Here is an 18,162-nt window from a genome sequence, read left to right as displayed (position 1 = left end):
GGACGGGCCGCCCGGCGCGCGGGGGCCGGTCGGCCGGTCAGCCGGACGTCTCGCGGGGGGAGGTGGGCATGGTGACGCCGGGGAGCGTGTCGGACGGCAGCAGCGGCGGCACGTGGCCGCTGACCTGGCCCAGGTCGAGCGCCCCGCCGAGGAACCGGGAGAACCGGAAGTCCACCTTGGACCCGGTGAACTCCGCCCCCCGGAAGCCGACGAGCCCCGACAGGAACCGCGCCGCCTCGAAGTCCACCTCGCCGCTGGAGAACTGCGCGTTGTAGAAGGTCACGTGCGCCCCGGTGAAGCGGGCGTAGCGGAACCCGGATCGCCCGGCGAACAGCGTGCCCCAGAAGCCGACCTTGCCCGCGGAGAACTCCGCGCCGTAGAAGCTGATCGCGTCGGCCGAGAAGATCGCCTGGTTGAAGCCCACCTCCGCGCCGCTGAAGACGCACTCGTTGGCGTGCATCTCGCCGCCCAGGAACACGCACTGGTCGAAGCAGACCTCCCCGGCCGAGAACCGCGCGCCGTGCAGGTCGAGCAGGCAGTCGCGGAACTGGCTCCCCCGGAAGTCCACCTGCGCCCCCTCGAACGAGGCGCCCTTGAAGTCGGCCGTGCAGCCGAGGAACGCCGACCGCTCGAAGTGGATCCGGCCGGACCGGAAGACCGCGTCGCGGAAGCTGACCTCGCCGCCGGAGAAGATCGCGTCGCTGAAGTCGCCGCCGTCGAACACGACCCCGGTGAGGTCGAAGTCGTGCCCCTGCCAGGAGATCGGCACGCCCTCCCGGAGCCGCGCGCTGATCAGGCGGATGATCGTGTGCCTGACCTCGCGGTACCCGGCGTAGGCCAGGCGCTGGTAGGTGGTCGCGTCGTTGCCGGGCGGCGGGGTGTACGGCATGCGCAGGTAGGCGCAGAGCACGTCGATCACGGTCTGCCGCAGCCCGCCGGTAGGGGCGTCGTCGGCCAGCCGCGCGAGCGCGTGCACCCCCGCGAGCACCACGGCCGGGGACTCGTGCCCGAGCTTGTCGCTGGCGATCGTGAAGCGCTCGTTGAAGAGCTTGGTGGCCTCGCGCTGCTCCGCCCCCTCGGCCCGCCGCTCGGCCGCCTCGAACACCTTCTGCCGCCGGTACCCCAGGACCAGGGCGATCACGCCGCCGATGCCCGCCACGGCGGCGAAGGACAGCTTGATGATGTCGATCAGGCGTTCCAGCGGCAGCCCCTCCTTCCCCGGGAGGGCGACGTGGGGGAAGCCGGCCACCCACAGCGTCAGGACCAAGACGGTGGTGGTCATCGCGATCGAGCCGACGAGCGCCAGCGCGCACACGACGCCGATATGGCGCATGCGCAGCCGGTCACGCTGAATGTACTCGTCCACCACCCAAGCCTTACGCAGAGTGACGAGAGCCACCACCGTTTTCGGCAGGTGAGCCGCGATCTCTTGACGTTCGGTCACCGTTCGCCCGGCATGCCCCCCAGGCCGCGCCGCCGCCGCGCCGCGCCCGTCACTCCGCGTCCCACCGCGCCCGTCACTGCGCGTCCCGCCGGGCCCGTCACTGCGCGTCCCGCCGGGCCGTCCCCGCCCGCTCGCCGTACGGCGGGGCGATGGCCGTACGGCGTGGCGGGGCGCGCCGGCCGGCGCGGGGGAGGGTCAGGCCGCGGGGCGGCCGTCGCCGAGGGAGCGGCGGCGGTAGGCCAGGGCCTTGTCCTGGTGGTAGCGGACGGTGCCGTCGCAGGGGTAGCGCGCGCAGGTGAAGCCCTGGCGGTGGGCGGCGGCGAGGTTGTCGTGCAGGCGGGCCAGCATCTCGAACGTCTTGCGCGTGCGGTTCTGCAGGAGGGACAGGTTCGCCGAGGTCTGGTTCTGGAGCAGCTTGGACTGCTTGATCGTGTCGTCCAGCGGGGGGCGGGCCCGCGGCGGGACGTCGGCGCGCGGGGGGCCCGGCGGGCGGGCGCGCGAGACCGCGGGACCCGGATGCCGGGTCCGGGTGGCGAGCACCTCGCAGGACGTCCCGGACCGGGTCCTGCGCGCCCGCAGCGCCGCCGTCAGCGACGGGTACACCGGCACGCGGCCGCCGCCGATCAGGTCCAGCAGCCGCCGGGTCAGCGGCAGCGCCCCGGACACGGCCAGCAGGCCCCCGCCGCGCACGGCGGCGCCGTGCGCGGCGACGATCGTGTGCGCGCCGCTGACGTCGCAGAACGTCGTGCCGGTGAGGTCCACGACGAGATACCGCGCCGGGCTCTCGCCGAAGGCCGCGAAGGCGTCCTTGAGCGCGGGACTGGACAGGAAGTCCAGCTCGCCGCGCACGGACACGACGACGATGTTGCCGCCCCGATGCTCGACCGTCGCGGAGAAGTCCACGCCTGTCTCCTCGGAGGGGTCCGGGGGCCCCGGATGGGCCCGCACGCCCACATAGTTCAACTTATGACGACATGGAGGGAAGAACCATCAGCTCCCGGTGGAGAGGGCAATTGTGCTCCTCTCAGGGGCGGCCGTCCAGGGGGAACACATAGGTCTTCCCCGGCACGAGCGCGGCCTCCCGGTCCCCGGCGACCACCCGGATCGGCTGCCTGCCGTACGACACCCGCAGGCGCAGCTCGGCGTGGTCGGCGTCGATCGACAGGTCGCACCCCCGGTACCGCAGGTCCAGGCTCAGCCGCGGCAGGGCGTCGGGCAGGGCGGGGTTGAGCCGCAGCGCGTTCCCCCGGGTCTCCAGGCCCAGGTAGCAGCGCTGGGCCAGGTCCAGCGTGCCGCCCATCGCGCCCAGGTGGACGCCCTCGGCGGCCGTGCCGCCCTGGACGTCGTGCACGTCGCCCGCCAGCGCCTCGGTGAAGAAGCGCCAGGACGCCCGGCGGTCGCCGCGGGCCAGCACCCACGCGTGCACCACCGCGCTGAGCGTGGAGCCGTGCGAGGTCCGGGCCAGGTAGTACCGGATCGTCCGGGGGATCGTGGCGCCCTCGAACGGGTAGCCCAGGCGGTGGAAGATCTCGGCCAGCTCCTCGGCGGAGAGCAGGTAGAAGAGCATGAGGACGTCGGCCTGCTTGGACAGCTTGTACCGGTTCGGGGTGTCCCCCTCGGCCTCCAGGATCCGGTCCAGCCGGCGGATGTCGCCGTACCTGCGCCGGTACCCCTCCCAGTCCAGCTCGGCCAGCGACTCGTAGCCGTCGAACTGGCTGATCACGCCGTCGGCGTGCCACACCACCCGCATGCGCCGGGTCAGGTCCGCCCACCGCTCGGGCTCCTCCGCGCCCAGCTCCAGCCGCTCGGCCAGCTCGTCGCGGCGGGGCGGCGGCAGCGCCTCCAGCGCGTCGAGCGCGCGCGCCAGCGCCCACACCGTCATCACGTTGGTGTACGCGTTCTCGTCCAGCCCCGGCCGGTCGGCGCCGGGATAGGCGTCGTGGTACTCGTCCGGCCCCATCACCCCGCGGATGACGTACCGCCCCAGGCCCTCGTCGAACCGGGCCAGCCCGGCGAAGAACCGCGCCACCTCCACCATCAGCTCGGCCCCGGTCTCGCCGAGCATGTCCACGTCGCCCGTCGCCTGGTAGTGCTGCCAGACGTTGTACGCCACGGCCAGCCCGACGTGCCGCTGGAGCCGCGAGTGGTCCGGCAGCCACCGCCCCGAGCGCGGGTTCAGGTGCAGCCGCTGGGTCTCCTCGCGCCCGTCGCTCCCGCTCTGCCAGGGGAACATCGCCCCCGGCAGCCCCTCCTCGCGCGCCGCCGCCCGCGCCTTCGGCAGCCGCCGGTGGCGGTACCGGATCAGCGCCCGCGCGATCTCCGGGAACCGCAGGTTCAGCCACGGCAGCACGAACAGCTCGTCCCAGAACACGTGCCCGCGGTACGCCTCCCCGTGCAGCCCCCGCGCGGGCACCCCCGCGTCCAGGTCCGCCGTGTGCGGGCTGAGCGTCTGGAGCAGGTGGAACGCGTGCAGCCGCAGGATCGTCTCGTCGTCCGGCGTCCCGGTCTCCAGCCGCGCCCGCCGCCACAGGCGCCGCCACGCCGCCGCGTGCCGCGCCAGCAGGTCCCCGAACCCCGGCGCCGCCCGCACCGCCTCCCTGGTGTGTTCCGCGCACTCCCCGATCCCGTGGTCCCGCGAGGTCGCCAGCGCCACCACCTTCTCCACCGCGCACGCCGTCCCCCGCTCCACCGGGACCGCGACCGCCACCCCCGGCCGGACGGCGTCCTCGATCGGGGTGTACGCCGGGGGCGGCGCGTCCCCGGAGCCTGGGAGGCGGACGCCGGTGCGGGCCGCCTCGGCGACGTGGACGCCGGAGGCGGCGGTGGCCACCCGGACCCAGGCGACCGGCCCGTCCACGCCGGAGCCGAGCGGGGCGAGGTGGTCGCCGCGCAGGTCCCGGTAGCGGGCGACGCCCTCGTTGCGGACCGAGGCGTCCAGGAGGGAGCGGACCTCCAGGACGCCCGACCAGTTCACGGGGGTGAGCACGGTCTCCAGGGCGGCCAGGTGGGGGTCGTCCATCGAGACCAGGCGGCGCTGCCGCACCGAGGTCGCGCGGCCCTGGCCGTCGCGCCGGGTGAACTCGCGGACCAGCACGCCGTGGCGCAGGTCCAGCTCCTGGCGGTAGCCCGTCACGCCCTCCCCGGGCAGCTCGGCCGCGTCGAACCAGGGGCCGCCCGCGGCGCGGAAGGTCAGCGGGAGCCAGTTGGGCACGTTCACGATGTCCTCGTTGACCACGCGGTGCCCGGCCACCTCCGAGGCGAGGCGGTCGTACACGCCGGCGACGTACGTGCCCGGATAGTGGCACTCCCCGGCCACCGCCTCCGGGGCCGCGCCGCGCGTGGCGAAGAAGCCGTTGCCCAGGGTGCACAGCGCCTCGCGCAGGCGCTCGCCGCCCGGGTCGAACCCCTCGAACGTCAGCGACCAGTCCCGCATGCCCACCCCGATACCCAGATGCGGGCGCCCCTACGTGTCCCGGCCGGGACGGGCCCCCTCCGTCCCGGCCGGAACGGGCCTCGAACGGGCCTCGCCGGCCCGCCGGGCCCGTCCGCCCCTCCTCCCCGCGGCGGTCCCGCCCGTTAGCACCGGGCGCGGCGGGGCAGGAGGAGAGCCGGACGAGCGGCGGAGGCGACGGATCCGCCGGAATCCCCGCGATCCCCGGAAGGGTGGCCATGTCGGGCAAGGACCTCGCGGCCGTGGACGCGTACTGGCGCGCGGCCAACTACCTGTCGGCCGGGCAGATCTACCTCCTGGCGAACCCGCTGCCGGGCGAGCCGCTGCGGCCCGAGCACGTCAAGCCGCGGCTGCTCGGGCACTGGGGCACCACGCCCGGCCTGAACTTCGTCCTCGCGCACCTCAACCGGGTGATCCGCGAGCGCGACCAGGACATGATCTACATCGCGGGCCCGGGGCACGGCGGGCCGGCGGTCGTGGCGCACGCGTGGCTGGAGGGCACCTACAGCGAGCTGTACCCGGAGGTCTCCCAGGACACGGAGGGCATGGCGCGGCTGTTCCGGCGGTTCTCGTTCCCCGGGGGCGTCCCGAGCCACGCCGCGCCGGAGACGCCGGGCTCCATCCACGAGGGCGGCGAGCTGGGGTACTCCCTGGCCCACGCGTACGGCGCGGCCTTCGACAACCCGGGCCTGGTCGTGGCCTGCGTGATCGGGGACGGCGAGGCGGAGACGGGCGCGCTGGCGGCGAGCTGGCACGCCAACAAGTTCCGCGAGCCGGGGCGCGACGGGCACGTCCTGCCGATCCTGCACCTCAACGGCTACAAGATCGCCAACCCGACCGTCCTCGCGCGGATCCCCGAGCGCGAGCTGATCTCGCTGATGGAGGGGTACGGCCACCGGCCGTACGTCGTGGCGGGCGACGACCCGGCCGAGGCGCACGAGCGGATGGCGGAGACCCTCGACGAGATCTTCGACGGCCTGGACTCCGCGGACCGCCCGCCGATGATCATCCTGCGGACCCCCAAGGGCTGGACGGGCCCGGAGGAGGTGGACGGCGAGCCGGTCGAGGGCACGTGGCGCTCGCACCAGGTGCCGCTGTCCCGGGTGCGCGAGGACCCCGCGCACCTGGCGCGGCTGGAGGAGTGGATGCGCTCCTACCGGCCCGAGGAGCTGTTCGAGGACGGCCGCCCGGCGGAGCCGGTGCGTGCGAACGTGCCCGAGGGGCCGCGCCGGATGAGCGCCAACCCGCACGCCAACGGCGGCGTCCTGCTCGCGCCGCTGGTGCTGCCCGACTTCCGCGATTACGCGGTGGAGGTGAAGTCGCCCGCCACGGGCGCCACCTCGCCGACGGGGGTGCTCGGGGAGTACCTGCGGGACGTGATCGCCCGCAACCCCGCCACCTTCCGCCTGATGGGCCCGGACGAGACCGCGTCCAACCGGCTGTCGGCGGTGTTCGAGGCGACCGACCGGGAGTGGAACGCCGCGCTGCTGCCCGGCGACGAGAACATGGGGCGCGGCGGCCGGGTGATGGAGGTGCTGAGCGAGCACCTGTGCCAGGGCTGGCTGGAGGGCTACCTGCTGACCGGGCGGCACGGGCTGTTCAACTGCTACGAGGCGTTCATCCACATCGTGGACAGCATGTTCAACCAGCACGCCAAGTGGCTGGAGTCCGCGCGGAGGATCCCCTGGCGGCGGCCGATCGCCTCGCTCAACTACCTGCTGTCCTCGCACGTCTGGCGGCAGGACCACAACGGGTTCTCCCACCAGGACCCGGGCTTCCTGGACGTGGTGCTCAACAAGAAGCCGGAGATCGTCCGGGTCTACCTGCCGCCGGACGCGAACACGCTGCTGTCGGTGGCCGACCACTGCCTGCGCTCCCGCGACTACGTCAACGTGATCGTCGCGGGCAAGCAGCCGGTGCTGGACCTGATGCCGATGGACGAGGCCGCCGCGCACTGCGCCCGTGGCCTGGGCATCCTGCCGTGGGCCGGGAACGAGGGCCCGGACGGCCCCGACGTCGTGCTCGCCTGCGCCGGGGACGTCCCCACCCTGGAGACCCTGGCCGCCGCCGACCTGCTCCGCCGGCACCTGCCGGACCTGTCCGTGCGCGTGGTCAACGTGGTGGACCTCATGCGGCTCAGCCCGCCCTCGGAGCACCCGCACGGCCTGCCCGACGCCGAGTTCGACGCGCTCTTCACCACCGACCGGCCGATCATCTTCGACTTCCACGGCTACCCCTGGCTGATCCACCGGCTGACCTACCGGCGGCACGGCCACCCCAACATCCACGTGCGGGGCTACAAGGAGGAGGGCACCACCACCACGCCCTTCGACATGGCCATGCTCAACGACATCGACCGCTACCACCTGGTCATGGACGTCATCGACCGGGTGCCCTCGCTGGGCGTGCGCGCGGCCCCGCTGCGGCAGCGCATGGCCGACGAACGGCTCCGCAAACGCCTCTACACCCGTGAGCACGGCGAGGACGCCCCCGACATCGTCGGCTGGAACTGGCCCGCCGAGACCTCCGGCGGCGTCGCCGACGAGGAGGGATGACCCGTGGCAGTCGTGCTGACCGTCAACGCCGGCTCGTCGAGCCTGCGCCTGGACCTCGTGGACCCGGACCCCGTGGACCCGGACCCCGCGGGCCCGGATCCCGGGGACGCCGGCGGCCGCTCCGGGGAGGACGCGGGCGGCGGCCGGGTGATCGCCACCGTGCACACCGAGCGGCCGCCCGAGCCCGCCCGCTCCGACCAGGTCATCCGGGACTTCCTGGCGGGGTCGCCCGAGCCGCCCGCAGCCGCCGCGCACCGGCTCGTCCACGGTGGCGACGCCGTACGGCGGCCCGCGGTGGTGGACGACGCGGTGCTCGCGGCCGTGCGGCGGGTTGCCGACCTCGCCCCGCTGCACGTCCCGCCGACCCTCGCGCTGATCGAGAGCGCGCGGCGGCTCCTGCCGGACGTGCCGCACGTGGTCTGCCCGGACACCGGATTCCACGCGGGCCTGCCCGAGCACGCGACCACCTACCCCGTGCCCGCCGAGTGGCGGGAGCGGTACGGCCTGCGCCGCTACGGCTTCCACGGCATCTCCTACGCCTGGGCCGTACGGCGGGCCGCCGCGCTGCTGGGCCGCCCGGTGGAGGACCTGCGGCTGGTCCTGGCCCACCTGGGCGGCGGCGGGTCGGTGTGCGCCGTGCGGGGCGGGCGGAGCGTGGACACCTCGATGGGGTTCACGCCGCTGGAGGGCGTGCCGATGAGCAAGCGGTCCGGCAGCGTGGACCCGGGGATGCTGCTGTGGCTGCTGGACGGGCGCCTGTCGCGGGACGAGGTGGAGGACGGGCTCGAACGCCGCTCCGGGCTGCTCGGCCTGTCCGGCGGGCTGTCGCTGGACACGCGGGACCTGGTGAAGGCCGAGCGCGGGGGCGACCGGCGGGCCGCGCTCGCGCTGGAGGTGTTCTGCCACCGGGTGGCGCGGGAGATCGCCGCGGAGGCGACCTCCCTGGACCGGCTGGACGCGCTCGTGTTCACCGGGGAGATCGGCTGGGACCAGCCCGAGGTGCGCGAGGCGGTCACGGCGCGGCTGGGCCTCCTCGGGGTGGCCCCGGCGCGCGGCGCGAACCGCGAGGACGACGGCCCGGTGAGCGAGCCCGGCGCGGCCGTCCCCGTCCTGGTGGTCCAGGCCCGCGAGGAGCTCCAGCTCGCCCGCGAGGCCCTGGCCGCCCTCCGCTGACGCGCGGCCGCCCTCCGCCGGGCCCGGCGCCCGCCGCCGGCGCGGCGCTCCTCAGCAGCCGGCGGCGGGGTGGGCGGCCAGGTCCACGACGAGCTCGTGGCCGTCCGCCTTCACGTCGGTGCCCATGCGCAGGCAGGCCTGGGTGAAGCGGCGGTGCACCGCCGTCCACTCGTCGCCGACCGCCGGCCGCGTGTGCGCGGCCTCCAGCGCGATCGGCAGCGCGCGCAGCCGTACCGGTCGGCCCTCGGACACGTCCACGAACCACACCAGCCCCAGATCGCCGCACGTGCCCGCCTCCGCGGTGGTGTCGTTGAGGAAGCCGCCCAGGTCGTACAGCACCGGCGGCTCCACGCCGTGGACCACGCCCGCCCCGTCCCCGGCCACCAGCGTCGCCCCGGCCCCGGCGAAGTCCCGCGCCGCCGCCCGCACGTACGCCGGGGGGTTCTCCGTCATCGGCGGTCCCCAGTGCGGCATGACCAGGAGCGTGTCCACGTGCGCCCGGTAGGTCCGGATCGCCTCCACGGCCCAGCCGTCCGCGCCCGAGCGCAGGTCGGCGTAGGCGATGCCGGGCCGGTCCGGCCCTGCGGCGTACTCCGGCGGGTCGTCGCCGAGGCCGAGCACCCCCACCCGCAGCCCGCCGACGCTGGCCAGGGCGGGCTGCCGCGCCGACGCCTCGTCGTGCCCGGCCCCGGCGACGCCGATCCCCACGTCGGTCAGGTGGGTGATCGTGTCGGCGAGGGCGTCGGGCCCGTAGTCGAGCGTGTGGCCGTTGGCCATCGTGACGCAGCCCACGCCCATGCGGGCCAGCAGCTCGGCGGCCCGGGGCGCGGCCCGGAACCCCGAGGACTCCCCGCCGTGCGGCTCCCCGCGGTCCGCGACGGACCCCTCCAGGCTGAGCACGAAGAAGTCGGCCGCCAGCAGCCGCGCCAGCAGTTCCCCGGCCACCAGCCCCGTCGGATCCGCCGCCCGCTCGACGTACGCCGCCACCCCCCGTCCCAGGATCGTGCTCCCCGCCAGCGCGATCGTGACCGGCATCGTTCCCCCTCCCCGCCGCGGCCGCCGGCCCCCCGCCCGCCGTACCGCGTCCCCCCTCTCATGCCACGCCAACCCCCCGTCACACCTCCCCCGCCCCAACACTCACCCCAAACCCCATCCCACCCCACCCCGCGCCCCACCAGCACCACCCCCACCAGCACCACCCCCACCGGCCGCCACCCCCCCGCGAGCGCTCACCCCCCGGCACTCGATCCTCCGCGCGGATTCCCTCCGCGCTCACCCCGTCGCGGTGATCATGCAGTTTTGCGCACACCCTGTGATTAAAACTGCATGATCACGGCGAGGGGGGCCGCGAGGGATTGGGTGGCGCGAGGGAAGCGGCGCGAGGCAGGAGGCCCACGGGGGAGCGGCTGCGGGAGGGAGCAGCGTGTGGGAGGGAGCGGCGCGAGGCGAACGTCGCGAGGGGGAGCAGCGCGAGGGGGATCGGCGCGAAGGATGAAACGGCGCGAAGGAGAGAACGCCGCGTGAGGGGGAGAGCGGCGCGAGAGGGGAAGCGGCGTGTGTGCCCCCGCCGGCCCCTCGTCGTGATCATGCAGTTTCGCGCACACCCTGTGATTAAAACTGCATGATCACGGCGAGGGGGCCGCGAGGGATTGGGTGGCGCGAGGGAAGCGGCGCGAGGCAGGAGGCCCACGGGGGAGAGCGGCGCGGGAGGGGAGCGGCGTGTGTGCCCTGGCCGGCCCCTCGTCGTGATCATGCGGTTTTGCGGACACTCTGTGATTGAAACCGCATGATCATGGCGGGGGGAGGGGGGTTGGGTGGGGGTGGGGGCTGGTAGGGTGCCGGGCGGTCTTTCGGCGGGAGGGGGCGGCGTGCGGGCGGAGCTGGCGTGGCGGGAGGAGGACGGCGAGCGGCTCGGCGCGCTGGTGTGGCGGACGGGGGAGCGGCGCTTCATCTCCTCGGCGCTGGTGGGCGGGGGGATCGGGAACGCCCGGTGGGTGCTCAACGCGCAGGTGGCGGCGGCCTACTCCCGGATGGACCCGGCCGGGCACGTGAGGGAGCTGGCCGGGGCGCACGGGCTGCGCGGCCCCGGCGTCGGGATGCTCACCGCCGCCTCGGTGGCCCGTGTCACGCGCGCGGAGGACGAGGGCGCGGAGGTGTTCGCGACCGTGGGGCTGCGGGTCATGACGTGGGCCGCCGCCCCGCCGGGGCGCCCGGACCCCGAACTCGCCCGCGGCGCGCAGGTCGACGAGGCCCTGGTGCCGCGCGTCCCGCCCCCCTACGTCCCGGGGACGGTGAACATCCTCGTGTCGGTCCCCGTGGCGCTGGGTGACGCCGCGCTGGTCAACGCCGTCGCCACCGCGACCGAGGCCAAGACCCAGGCGCTGCTGGAGACCGGGTTCGCGGGGACCGGCACCGCCACCGACTGCGTCTGCGTCGCCGCGATGCCGTACGGCCCCGCCGAGCCGTTCGCCGGCCCCCGGTCGCTCTGGGGCGCCCGGATCGCCCGCGCCGTCCACGCGGCCGTCGGCGCGGGCGCCCGCGACTACGCCGCGCTCCTCCGCTCCGCGCTCCCGGGACCCGTCACCGCCCGGCCCGCCTGACCTCCGGCGTACGGCCGCGCTCCCGGCCGCCGCGCTCCCGGCCGCCGGGGTCACGGGCGGCGCAGGCGGACGGCGAGGAAGGCGGGGAAGCGGGTGAGCTTGTCGTAGGCGGCCGGGTCGACCTCGCGGAGGGCCGCCACCGGGCGCGGCTCGACGAGGCGTTCCAGGACGAACCCGGCGTCCAGCAACTCGCCGAGGAACGTCTCCAGCGGCATGCGCCGCAGCCTGATCGCGTGCGGCCCGCCGCCGAGCGGAAGCTCCACCCAGTCCTCGGAGTAGTACGAGCCGCCGAAGTGCCGCCAGTCCGCGGCCGGGTGGCTGGTGGAGACGAGCAGCCAGCCCCCGGGCCGCAGCACCCGCCGCAGCTCCGCCAGCAACCGCGCCCGCCGCGTGACGTGGTGGTACACCAGCGCGCACACCGCGCCGTCGAACGCGGCGTCCTCCGCGAAGTCCAGCGGCTCCTCCAGGTCGTGCAGCCGCAGCGCGGCCCGGCCGCCCACCCTGGCCCGCGCGTGCCTCAGCAGCGCGGCGCTGCCGTCCACGCCGGTCACCTCCGCCCCGCGTGCCAGCAGCTCGGCCGCGTAGTGCCCGGCCCCGCAGCCCACGTCGAGCACCCGCGCCCCGGCGACGTCCCCGGCGAGCGCCAGCATCGCGGGCCGGTCGGTGAAGGCGTTGTACGGGCTCGTCTCGGCGTGCGCCGCGAACCGGTCGCCGAGCGCGTCGTGGTAGGCGGTGTCCCCGGGCATCGCCCCATCATGCTGAATCCCGGCGCCGCCGCGAAACCCCGCCCCTCCACCCCGGTACGGCGGGGCGCCCGCGGCATGGGGCGCGCCGCCGTACGGGAGGAGCGGCCGTAGAGAAGGGCGGTACGCGAGGCGACGCCGTACGCGAGGCGGGCGGGCCGTGCGTAAGGCCCGCGGGGGCGGTGTCACGGTTGGGTGACTGCGGCGGTCCGCGTCTGGACTTGAACGTGAGCAAGGCTCTACTTTTCGCGGTATGTCGTTGCTGCGGAAGCTCACCGTCGCCGCCGCGCTCGTGCTCGCGTGCGTGGCGCAGGCGGCCCCGGCGCTCGCCCATGAGGAGAGACCGGTCGATTTCCCCGACGGGTCGGGGAGCGTGCCGGTGTACCGGACCACGGGACCCGAACTGCTGGTCTGCAAGACCGACCGGGCGGACTTCGAACGGCGGATCGCCGGGTTCGCCCCGGACCTCCGGTCCGAGAACCGGCGGCTGTTCGACCGGTGCCGCAAGGAGGGCTTCCGCCACCTCCAGGAGGCGGTGAACGCCGTCAAGGGGCCGGGGTACCGGATCAAGATCCTGCCCGGGGTCTACCTGGAGGAGCCGAGCCTGCCCGCGCCCACCGGGGCCTGCGCCTCGCTCAACGCCCGCTGGTCCTCCTGGGGTTACCAGATCCTCTCGTTCGAGCAGCAGAGGCAGTGCCCCCACAACCAGAACCTGGTCGCCATCCTCGGGATCAGGGACCTCCAGGTCGAGGGCACCGGCGCCACGCCCCGCGACGTGATCATCGACGCGCAGTACAAGAAGCTGAACGCCGTCCGCGCCGACATGGCCAACGGGATCTACTTCCGCAACTTCACCGCGCAGCGCACCACGTTCAACTCGCTGTACATCCTGGCCACCGACGGGTTCGTCATCGACCGGATGCTGACGCGCTGGAACGACGAGTACGGCTTCCTGACGTTCGCCTCCGACCACGGGCTCTACACCGACTGCGAGTCGCACGGCAACGGCGACAGCGGCATCTACCCGGGCAGCGCCTCCGACATCAACGACGGCCGCGGCCACGACGTGCCCCGGTACTCCATCGAGATCCGGCGCTGCAAGAGCTACCAGAACATGGTCGGCTACTCCGGCACCGCGGGCGACTCGGTCTGGGCGCACGACAACGACTTCTTCGACAACATCGCCGGCGCCTCCATGGACAGCCTGTTCCCCGGGCACCCCGGCCTGCCGCAGAACCACGCCAAGTTCGAGCGCAACCGGATCTACGACAACAACAAGGACTACTACAAGTACGTCCGCGACGGCACCTGCGCCAAGCCGCCGGGCCAGCGGGGCTACGAGAGCGGCGTGGTCTGCCCGCAGATCGGCGCGGCGCGCGGCGTGGGCATCCTGACGGCCGGCGGCAACCACAACATCTTCCGGGACAACTGGATCTACGGGCACGAACGGGCCGCGTTCATGCTGCTGTGGGCCCCGGCGTTCCTGCGCGGCGAGGAGGCCCTGGGCAAGCAGGCCGACACCTCCCACGACAACTTCTACGGCGGCAACAAGCTCGGCGTCGCCCCCGACGGCTCCGCGCGGCCCAACGCGACCGAGGTGTTCTGGGACGGCCAGGGCAGCCGCAACTGCTTCGACGGCGCCGGCCCGACCAGCCCGTACGTCGTGCCCAAGTGCGGCGCCAAGCCCGGTGACCTGGCCGGCCCGGCCACGAACCGGCTGATCGGGGAGCCCTCGAAGATGGTGCACTCCCTGGTCTGCGCGGAGTACAGCATCGCCGACCGCCGCATCCCCGCGGGCTGCGACTGGTTCGGCGCGACCGGCCTGGCCCGCGTCGAGGTGCAGGTCGCCCTGGGCACGTCGGTCTTCCTGGGCCTCGTGGTCCTGCTGCTGTGGGCGCGGCGGCTGCGCGGCTCCCGCGCGGGCGCCGTCTCCGCCCTGCTCGCGCTCGCCGGGCTCGTGGTGGACGTGTTCGGGGCCGCCGCCGACCACACGCTCCTGCCGGCGATCGGCCTGCTCCTGCTCGGCGCGGGCCTGACCGGCATGGGCCTGGTCCTGCGCCGGGAGTACCGCTTCTTCGGCGGCGCGACCGTGCTCATGGGCGTGCTCACGCTGGCCGACGCCGTGGACAAGTCGCTGATCATGATCCCGTGGATCCCGGTCGGCCCCGCCTGGGCGCGCGGCCTGCTCGCCGTCGTCTGGGTCCTGTGGGCGGTCGTGCGGCTCGCGCCGCGCCCGCGCCCGTCCGCCGGCGCGCCGGCGTCCCCCGCCCCCGCCGGAGCCTCCGCATGACCCCGCGCCCACGGCGGGGAGCCGTGGCCGCGGCCGCGCTCGCGGCGCTGGCGGCCGTCGCCGGCTGCGGGGAGCGCCCCACCACGCACCACCGGCCCGGCAGCGACCACCGGCCGGTCAGCGGCACGGTCTCCACGCCGGGCCCCGCCCACGAGCACGGCGGCCACCGCACGCGCGACGTGCCCGCGGCCGGCGCCCCGGCCGTGCGGCTGGAGGTGCGCAGGGACAGCGAGTCCGGGTGGAACGTGCACGTGATCGCCGAGCGGTTCACGTTCACGCCGGAGAGCGTGGGCGGCGCGGCGCTGCCCGGCACCGGCCACGCCCACCTCTACCTGGACGGCGAGAAGATCGCCCGGATGTACGCCCCGTGGCACCACCTGGCCCCCGCGGCGGTCCCGCCGGGCCCGCACACCCTGACCGTGCGGCTGAGCGCCGACGACCACACGATCTGGTCGGTCGGCGGCAAGCCCGTGGAGGCGTCCGCGCCGATCGAGGGCGAGGGCGGGGGCGGCGCCACCGCCGCCGCGAAGGCGGACGAGACGATCACCGTGCGGATCGCGGGCGGCCGGGTGAGCCCGCCGCCCGGCCGGGTCGAGATCGCCAAGGGGCGGCGGGTCCGCATCGAGGTCACCGGGGACAAGCCGGACACGGTGCACGTCCACGGCTTCGACATCGAGCGGGCCCTCACCCCGGGGACCCCGGCGGTCGTCGAGTTCACCGCCGACCGCACCGGCCTGTTCGAGGTGGAGACCCACGACTCCCGCCTCGTGCTGACCCAGCTCGTCGTGAGGTGATCGCCATGCCGTACGGCCCGGGCGGCGAGGTGCTGGCGCACGGCGTCGGGGCGCGGCACGACCTGCCCATCCCCGCCTTCTACGCGTTCGCGGGCGCCTTCGCCGCGCTGTTCGTGTCGTTCCTGGGCCTCGCGGTCCTGTGGGCCGAGTCCCGGTTCCGCGGCCGCGAGGCCGGGCGGGCTCTGCCGTACGGCGTGCAGCGGGCCGCCGACGCGCGCGGGACGCGGCTGACGCTGCGCGCGCTCGGCCTCCTGGCCGGGGGGTTCACGCTGGCCGCCGCCCTGTTCGGGCCCGACGACCCGGACCGGAACCCGGCCGCCACGTTCGTGTACGTGCTGTTCTGGGTCGGCCTGGTGCCCGCGTCGCTGCTGTTCGGGCCGGTGTGGCGGCAGGTGAACCCGCTGCGGCCGATCCACCTGGCCCTGGCGCGTGTCACCGGGCGGCGGGCGGACCGGGAGCCGCCCCGGTGGCTGGGGTACTGGCCGGCCGCGCTCGGGCTGCTCGCCTTCACCTGGCTGGAGCTGGTCGCGCCGGAGCCCGCCGCGTCGGCGTCCATCCTGATCTGGTTCGGCGGGTACGCCGTGCTCCACCTGGCGGGCGCCCTGGCGTACGGGCCGCGCTGGTTCGACCGCTGCGACGCCTTCGAGGTGTACTCCGCGCTGATCGGGCGGCTGTCCCCGCTCGGGCGGCGGTCGGACGGGCGGCTCGTGGTGCGCAACCCCTTCGACGGGCTGGACTCGGTCGCGCCCGCGCCGGGGCTGGTCGCGACCGTCTGCGTGATGCTCGCCACCACCGCCTACGACGGGTTCTCCGACGCGCCCGCCTGGGTGAACACGCTCCAGACCGCCGCGATCGGGCCCGTGGCCACCGGCACCCTGGGGCTGCTGGCCGCCGTCGCCGGGGTGAGCCTGCTGTACGGCCTGTGCATCGGCGCCGCCGGGCTGATCGGCGGGCGCGGCGGCAACCTGGCCGGGTTCGCGCACTCGCTGGTGCCGATCGCGGTCGGGTACCTCGTCGCGCACTACTTCTCGCTGCTGGTCATCGAGGGGCAGCGGGCGTTCATCCTGGCCTCGGACCCGTTCGGCACCGGGCTGGATCTGTTCGGCACGGCGGGCCTGACCGTGGACGAGGCGGCGGTGAGCCCCGGTGTGATCGCCACCGTGCAGGTGGTGGCGATCGTGGCCGGGCACGTCCTGGGCGTGGTCGCCGCCCACGACCGGTCCGTGCGGCTGTTCCCCGCGGCCAAGGCCGTCGCCGGGCAGATCCCGCTGTTCGTGCTCATGGTCTGCTACACACTCGGAGGACTGACCCTGCTGCTCGCCGCATAGGCTCGTGACCTGGGCGGGCGCCGGCGGGCGGCCCCGCCGTACGGCTCGCGCGAAGGGGGCGGGATGACGGGAGGGCCGGCCGGGCACGGCGGCGGGGGGACCGGGACGCCGCTGCGGCGCGCCCCGGTGCAGCGGCGCAGCGCCGAACGGCTCGACCGCATCGTGGACGCGTGCGCGGGGCTGCTGGAGGAGGTCGGGTACGACGGCCTGACCACGCGCGCGGTGGCGCTGCGGGCCGGGGTGCCCATCGGGTCGATCTACCGGTACTTCCGGGACAAGCGCGATCTGGTCGCCGCCCTCGCCGAGCGCAACCTGGACCGCTACGTCGGGCGGCTCACCGCCCGCCTGGCCGCCGCCGAGCCCGCGTGGGGGCCGGTCATCGACGTGGTCGTGGACGAGTACGTCGCGATGCGCCGCTCCTCCGCCGGGTTCGCCGTCGTGGACTTCGGGAGCAACCGGGCGCTCAGCGAGCACCTGGCCGCCCTGCTCGCCGACCGGCTCGGCGCGGACGCCCTCCTCGCGGGGCCGGAGTTCCGGCGCGCGCTGCGGATCGCCGTGGAGGCGTGCGACGCCGTGCTGCGGCACGCCTTCCGCGAGCACCCGGACGGCGACCCCGGCGTCATCGCCGAGACCAAGCTCCTGGCCCGCGCCTACCTCGCCCGTTTCCCCCTCTCCTGACCGGGCCGCCCGCCGCCGGGCCCCGGAACGCGGCCGGCCGCGCTCACGCCGTACGGCGGGGCGGGGCGCGTCAGGGGACGACGCGGAAGTGGGTGGTGAGGCGGCCGTCGTCGTCGAGGACGTGGAAGGCGAGCATCGGGGGCAGGTCCGGGTTCAGGAACGGGCCGCTCTCCCAGGGGGTCTTCAGCGTGCTGACCACGCCCGGGGCCACGAGCAGCGGCAGGCCCGCGAAGGTGGTCGCGGCGGGGGTGTGGGCGTGGCCGGTCAGGACGGCGGCGACGCGGGGGTGGCGGGCGAGCACGGCGGCCAGCCGGTCCGCCCCGCCGAGCATGATCTCGTCGATGAACGGGACGTGCAGGGACGCGGGCGGGTGGTGGAAGCACACGAACGCGGGCCCGTCGCCGCCGGCGAGCACGCCGTCCAGCCAGGCCAGCGTCTCGTCGTCCAGATATCCGTCGTCCCGGCCCGGGATCGAGGAGTCGCACATCGCGAACGTCGCGCCGCCGATCTCGTGCGCCCGGTTCACCGGCCCGGGAGCCGCCTCCTCGCCCAGCAGCACCCGGCGGTACGGCTCGCGCGCGTCGTGGTTGCCGGGGCACATCAGCGCGGGGACCGCGCTCAGGATCTCGGCGGCGGCGGCGTACTCCTCCGGCGTGCCGTGGTCGGCGATGTCCCCGGTCAGCAGGACCGCGTCCACCGGGCGGGGGAGCGCGGCGATGTGGTCCACCACCCGCCGGGCACGCTCGGCGCTGCGCTCGCCGCCGTCGATGTGGACGTCGCTGAAGTGCGCCATGACGATCATCGGGGACCCCTTCCGCTCACCGCCGCCCGCCGGCCGGGCGGGCCCGGACCTGTCCGGACGTTCCGGAGAGCTGCCTCCGGCGGTACGGGATCGGCCCGGTGTCCCAGCGTAATGTCCGGGTATGCGCCGCACCGCCGTACACCGTCACCGTGCGTTCCTGGACTTCGAGGCGGGGGAGTGGATCGCCGGCTGCCGCGACTGCCCCTGGGTCGCGTTCATCGGGCGCGACCGCCTCGACCAGGCCGACGAGATCCTCGCCGACCACGCCGCGCACGGCTCCTGACCCGCCTGCCGGGCCCGGCCG

The 18,162-nt window shown here is 75.0% G+C and carries 14 protein-coding genes; 8 read left to right on the top strand and 6 right to left on the bottom strand.

Going from position 1 to position 18,162, the window contains the following annotated elements:
* Window positions 1-37: 37 nt before the first annotated feature.
* From D5H75_RS06110 to D5H75_RS06100, 3 genes are all read right to left on the bottom strand, one after another.
* Window positions 38-1,366 carry a pentapeptide repeat-containing protein gene (locus D5H75_RS06110; protein ID WP_202637876.1) on the bottom strand — a complete coding sequence of 443 codons (1,329 nt, stop codon included), beginning with the start codon at window positions 1,364-1,366 and terminating at the stop codon, window positions 38-40.
* 273 nt (window positions 1,367-1,639) lie between these two features.
* Entirely contained in the window at window positions 1,640-2,347 is a 708-nt protein-coding gene (locus D5H75_RS06105; RefSeq protein WP_202637875.1) for an STAS domain-containing protein, read from the bottom strand.
* A 121-nt stretch (window positions 2,348-2,468) separates the two neighbouring features.
* Complete coding sequence (locus tag D5H75_RS06100; protein WP_119925905.1) at window positions 2,469-4,877, bottom strand: glycoside hydrolase family 65 protein; 2,409 nt, start codon at window positions 4,875-4,877, stop codon at window positions 2,469-2,471.
* A gap of 236 nt (window positions 4,878-5,113) precedes the next feature.
* Here D5H75_RS06100 and D5H75_RS06095 point away from each other — a divergent pair, with 236 nt between their 5' ends.
* On the top strand, window positions 5,114-7,450 hold the full coding sequence (locus D5H75_RS06095; protein WP_202637874.1) for a phosphoketolase family protein: 2,337 nt from the start codon (window positions 5,114-5,116) through the stop codon (window positions 7,448-7,450).
* A gap of 3 nt (window positions 7,451-7,453) precedes the next feature.
* Window positions 7,454-8,623 (top strand): acetate/propionate family kinase, encoded by a 1,170-nt coding sequence (locus D5H75_RS06090; protein ID WP_119925367.1) that lies wholly within the window; start codon window positions 7,454-7,456, stop codon window positions 8,621-8,623.
* Between the two features lie 51 nt (window positions 8,624-8,674).
* Here the strand turns inward: D5H75_RS06090 and D5H75_RS06085 are convergent, their stop codons facing one another.
* Window positions 8,675-9,658, bottom strand: coding sequence for a CapA family protein (locus D5H75_RS06085; RefSeq protein WP_119925366.1), 984 nt, complete (start codon window positions 9,656-9,658; stop codon window positions 8,675-8,677).
* A gap of 833 nt (window positions 9,659-10,491) precedes the next feature.
* On the opposite strand from D5H75_RS06085, the gene D5H75_RS06075 reads away from it, so the two are divergent.
* Window positions 10,492-11,223: an adenosylcobinamide amidohydrolase gene (locus D5H75_RS06075; RefSeq protein WP_119925365.1), complete on the top strand. Its 732-nt coding sequence runs from the start codon at window positions 10,492-10,494 to the stop codon at window positions 11,221-11,223.
* 50 nt (window positions 11,224-11,273) lie between these two features.
* Here D5H75_RS06075 and D5H75_RS06070 read toward each other — a convergent pair whose 3' ends face one another.
* A complete protein-coding gene (locus tag D5H75_RS06070) occupies window positions 11,274-11,969 on the bottom strand; it encodes a class I SAM-dependent methyltransferase (protein WP_119925364.1) in 696 nt (231 codons plus the stop codon).
* 250 nt (window positions 11,970-12,219) lie between these two features.
* Between D5H75_RS06070 and D5H75_RS06065 the strand changes: the two genes are divergently transcribed.
* The 4 genes from D5H75_RS06065 (at window position 12,220) to D5H75_RS06050 (ending at window position 17,056) form a co-directional block, all read left to right on the top strand.
* Window positions 12,220-14,256, top strand: a complete 2,037-nt coding sequence (locus tag D5H75_RS06065; RefSeq protein WP_119925363.1) for a hypothetical protein — start codon at window positions 12,220-12,222, stop codon at window positions 14,254-14,256.
* Window positions 14,253-15,050, top strand: coding sequence for a cupredoxin domain-containing protein (locus D5H75_RS06060; protein ID WP_119925904.1), 798 nt, complete (start codon window positions 14,253-14,255; stop codon window positions 15,048-15,050). The genes D5H75_RS06065 and D5H75_RS06060 overlap by 4 nt, the downstream gene beginning before the upstream one ends.
* Window positions 15,051-15,055: 5 nt before the next feature.
* Complete coding sequence (locus D5H75_RS06055; RefSeq protein WP_119925362.1) at window positions 15,056-16,378, top strand: hypothetical protein; 1,323 nt, start codon at window positions 15,056-15,058, stop codon at window positions 16,376-16,378.
* A 63-nt stretch (window positions 16,379-16,441) separates the two neighbouring features.
* Window positions 16,442-17,056 (top strand): TetR/AcrR family transcriptional regulator, encoded by a 615-nt coding sequence (locus tag D5H75_RS06050; RefSeq protein WP_119925361.1) that lies wholly within the window; start codon window positions 16,442-16,444, stop codon window positions 17,054-17,056.
* Between the two features lie 70 nt (window positions 17,057-17,126).
* Here D5H75_RS06050 and D5H75_RS06045 read toward each other — a convergent pair whose 3' ends face one another.
* Entirely contained in the window at window positions 17,127-17,858 is a 732-nt protein-coding gene (locus D5H75_RS06045; protein WP_119925360.1) for a metallophosphoesterase, read from the bottom strand.
* Between the two features lie 121 nt (window positions 17,859-17,979).
* On the opposite strand from D5H75_RS06045, the gene D5H75_RS41280 reads away from it, so the two are divergent.
* Window positions 17,980-18,141 (top strand): hypothetical protein, encoded by a 162-nt coding sequence (locus tag D5H75_RS41280; protein ID WP_202637873.1) that lies wholly within the window; start codon window positions 17,980-17,982, stop codon window positions 18,139-18,141.
* Window positions 18,142-18,162 lie beyond the last annotated feature (21 nt).

The organism is Bailinhaonella thermotolerans (assembly GCF_003594875.1).
GTDB classification, from domain to species: Bacteria; Actinomycetota; Actinomycetes; order Streptosporangiales; family Streptosporangiaceae; genus Bailinhaonella; species Bailinhaonella thermotolerans.
Note: the sequence above shows the minus strand (reverse complement) of the source record. Positions and strands in the feature narration are given on the sequence as shown.

What these genes read in the sequence shown, in the direction of transcription:
- D5H75_RS06100 (WP_119925905.1), bottom strand. Translation starts at nt 4,877, where the DNA reads ATGCGGGACTGGTCGCTGACGTTCGAGGGGTTCGACCCGGGCGGCGAG.
- D5H75_RS06095 (WP_202637874.1), top strand. Translation starts at nt 5,114, where the DNA reads ATGTCGGGCAAGGACCTCGCGGCCGTGGACGCGTACTGGCGCGCGGCC.
- D5H75_RS06085 (WP_119925366.1), bottom strand. Translation starts at nt 9,658, where the DNA reads ATGCCGGTCACGATCGCGCTGGCGGGGAGCACGATCCTGGGACGGGGG.
- D5H75_RS06070 (WP_119925364.1), bottom strand. Translation starts at nt 11,969, where the DNA reads ATGCCCGGGGACACCGCCTACCACGACGCGCTCGGCGACCGGTTCGCG.
- D5H75_RS06065 (WP_119925363.1), top strand. Translation starts at nt 12,220, where the DNA reads ATGTCGTTGCTGCGGAAGCTCACCGTCGCCGCCGCGCTCGTGCTCGCG.
- D5H75_RS06060 (WP_119925904.1), top strand. Translation starts at nt 14,253, where the DNA reads ATGACCCCGCGCCCACGGCGGGGAGCCGTGGCCGCGGCCGCGCTCGCG.
- D5H75_RS06055 (WP_119925362.1), top strand. Translation starts at nt 15,056, where the DNA reads ATGCCGTACGGCCCGGGCGGCGAGGTGCTGGCGCACGGCGTCGGGGCG.
- D5H75_RS06050 (WP_119925361.1), top strand. Translation starts at nt 16,442, where the DNA reads ATGACGGGAGGGCCGGCCGGGCACGGCGGCGGGGGGACCGGGACGCCG.
- D5H75_RS06045 (WP_119925360.1), bottom strand. Translation starts at nt 17,858, where the DNA reads ATGATCGTCATGGCGCACTTCAGCGACGTCCACATCGACGGCGGCGAG.
- D5H75_RS41280 (WP_202637873.1), top strand. Translation starts at nt 17,980, where the DNA reads ATGCGCCGCACCGCCGTACACCGTCACCGTGCGTTCCTGGACTTCGAG.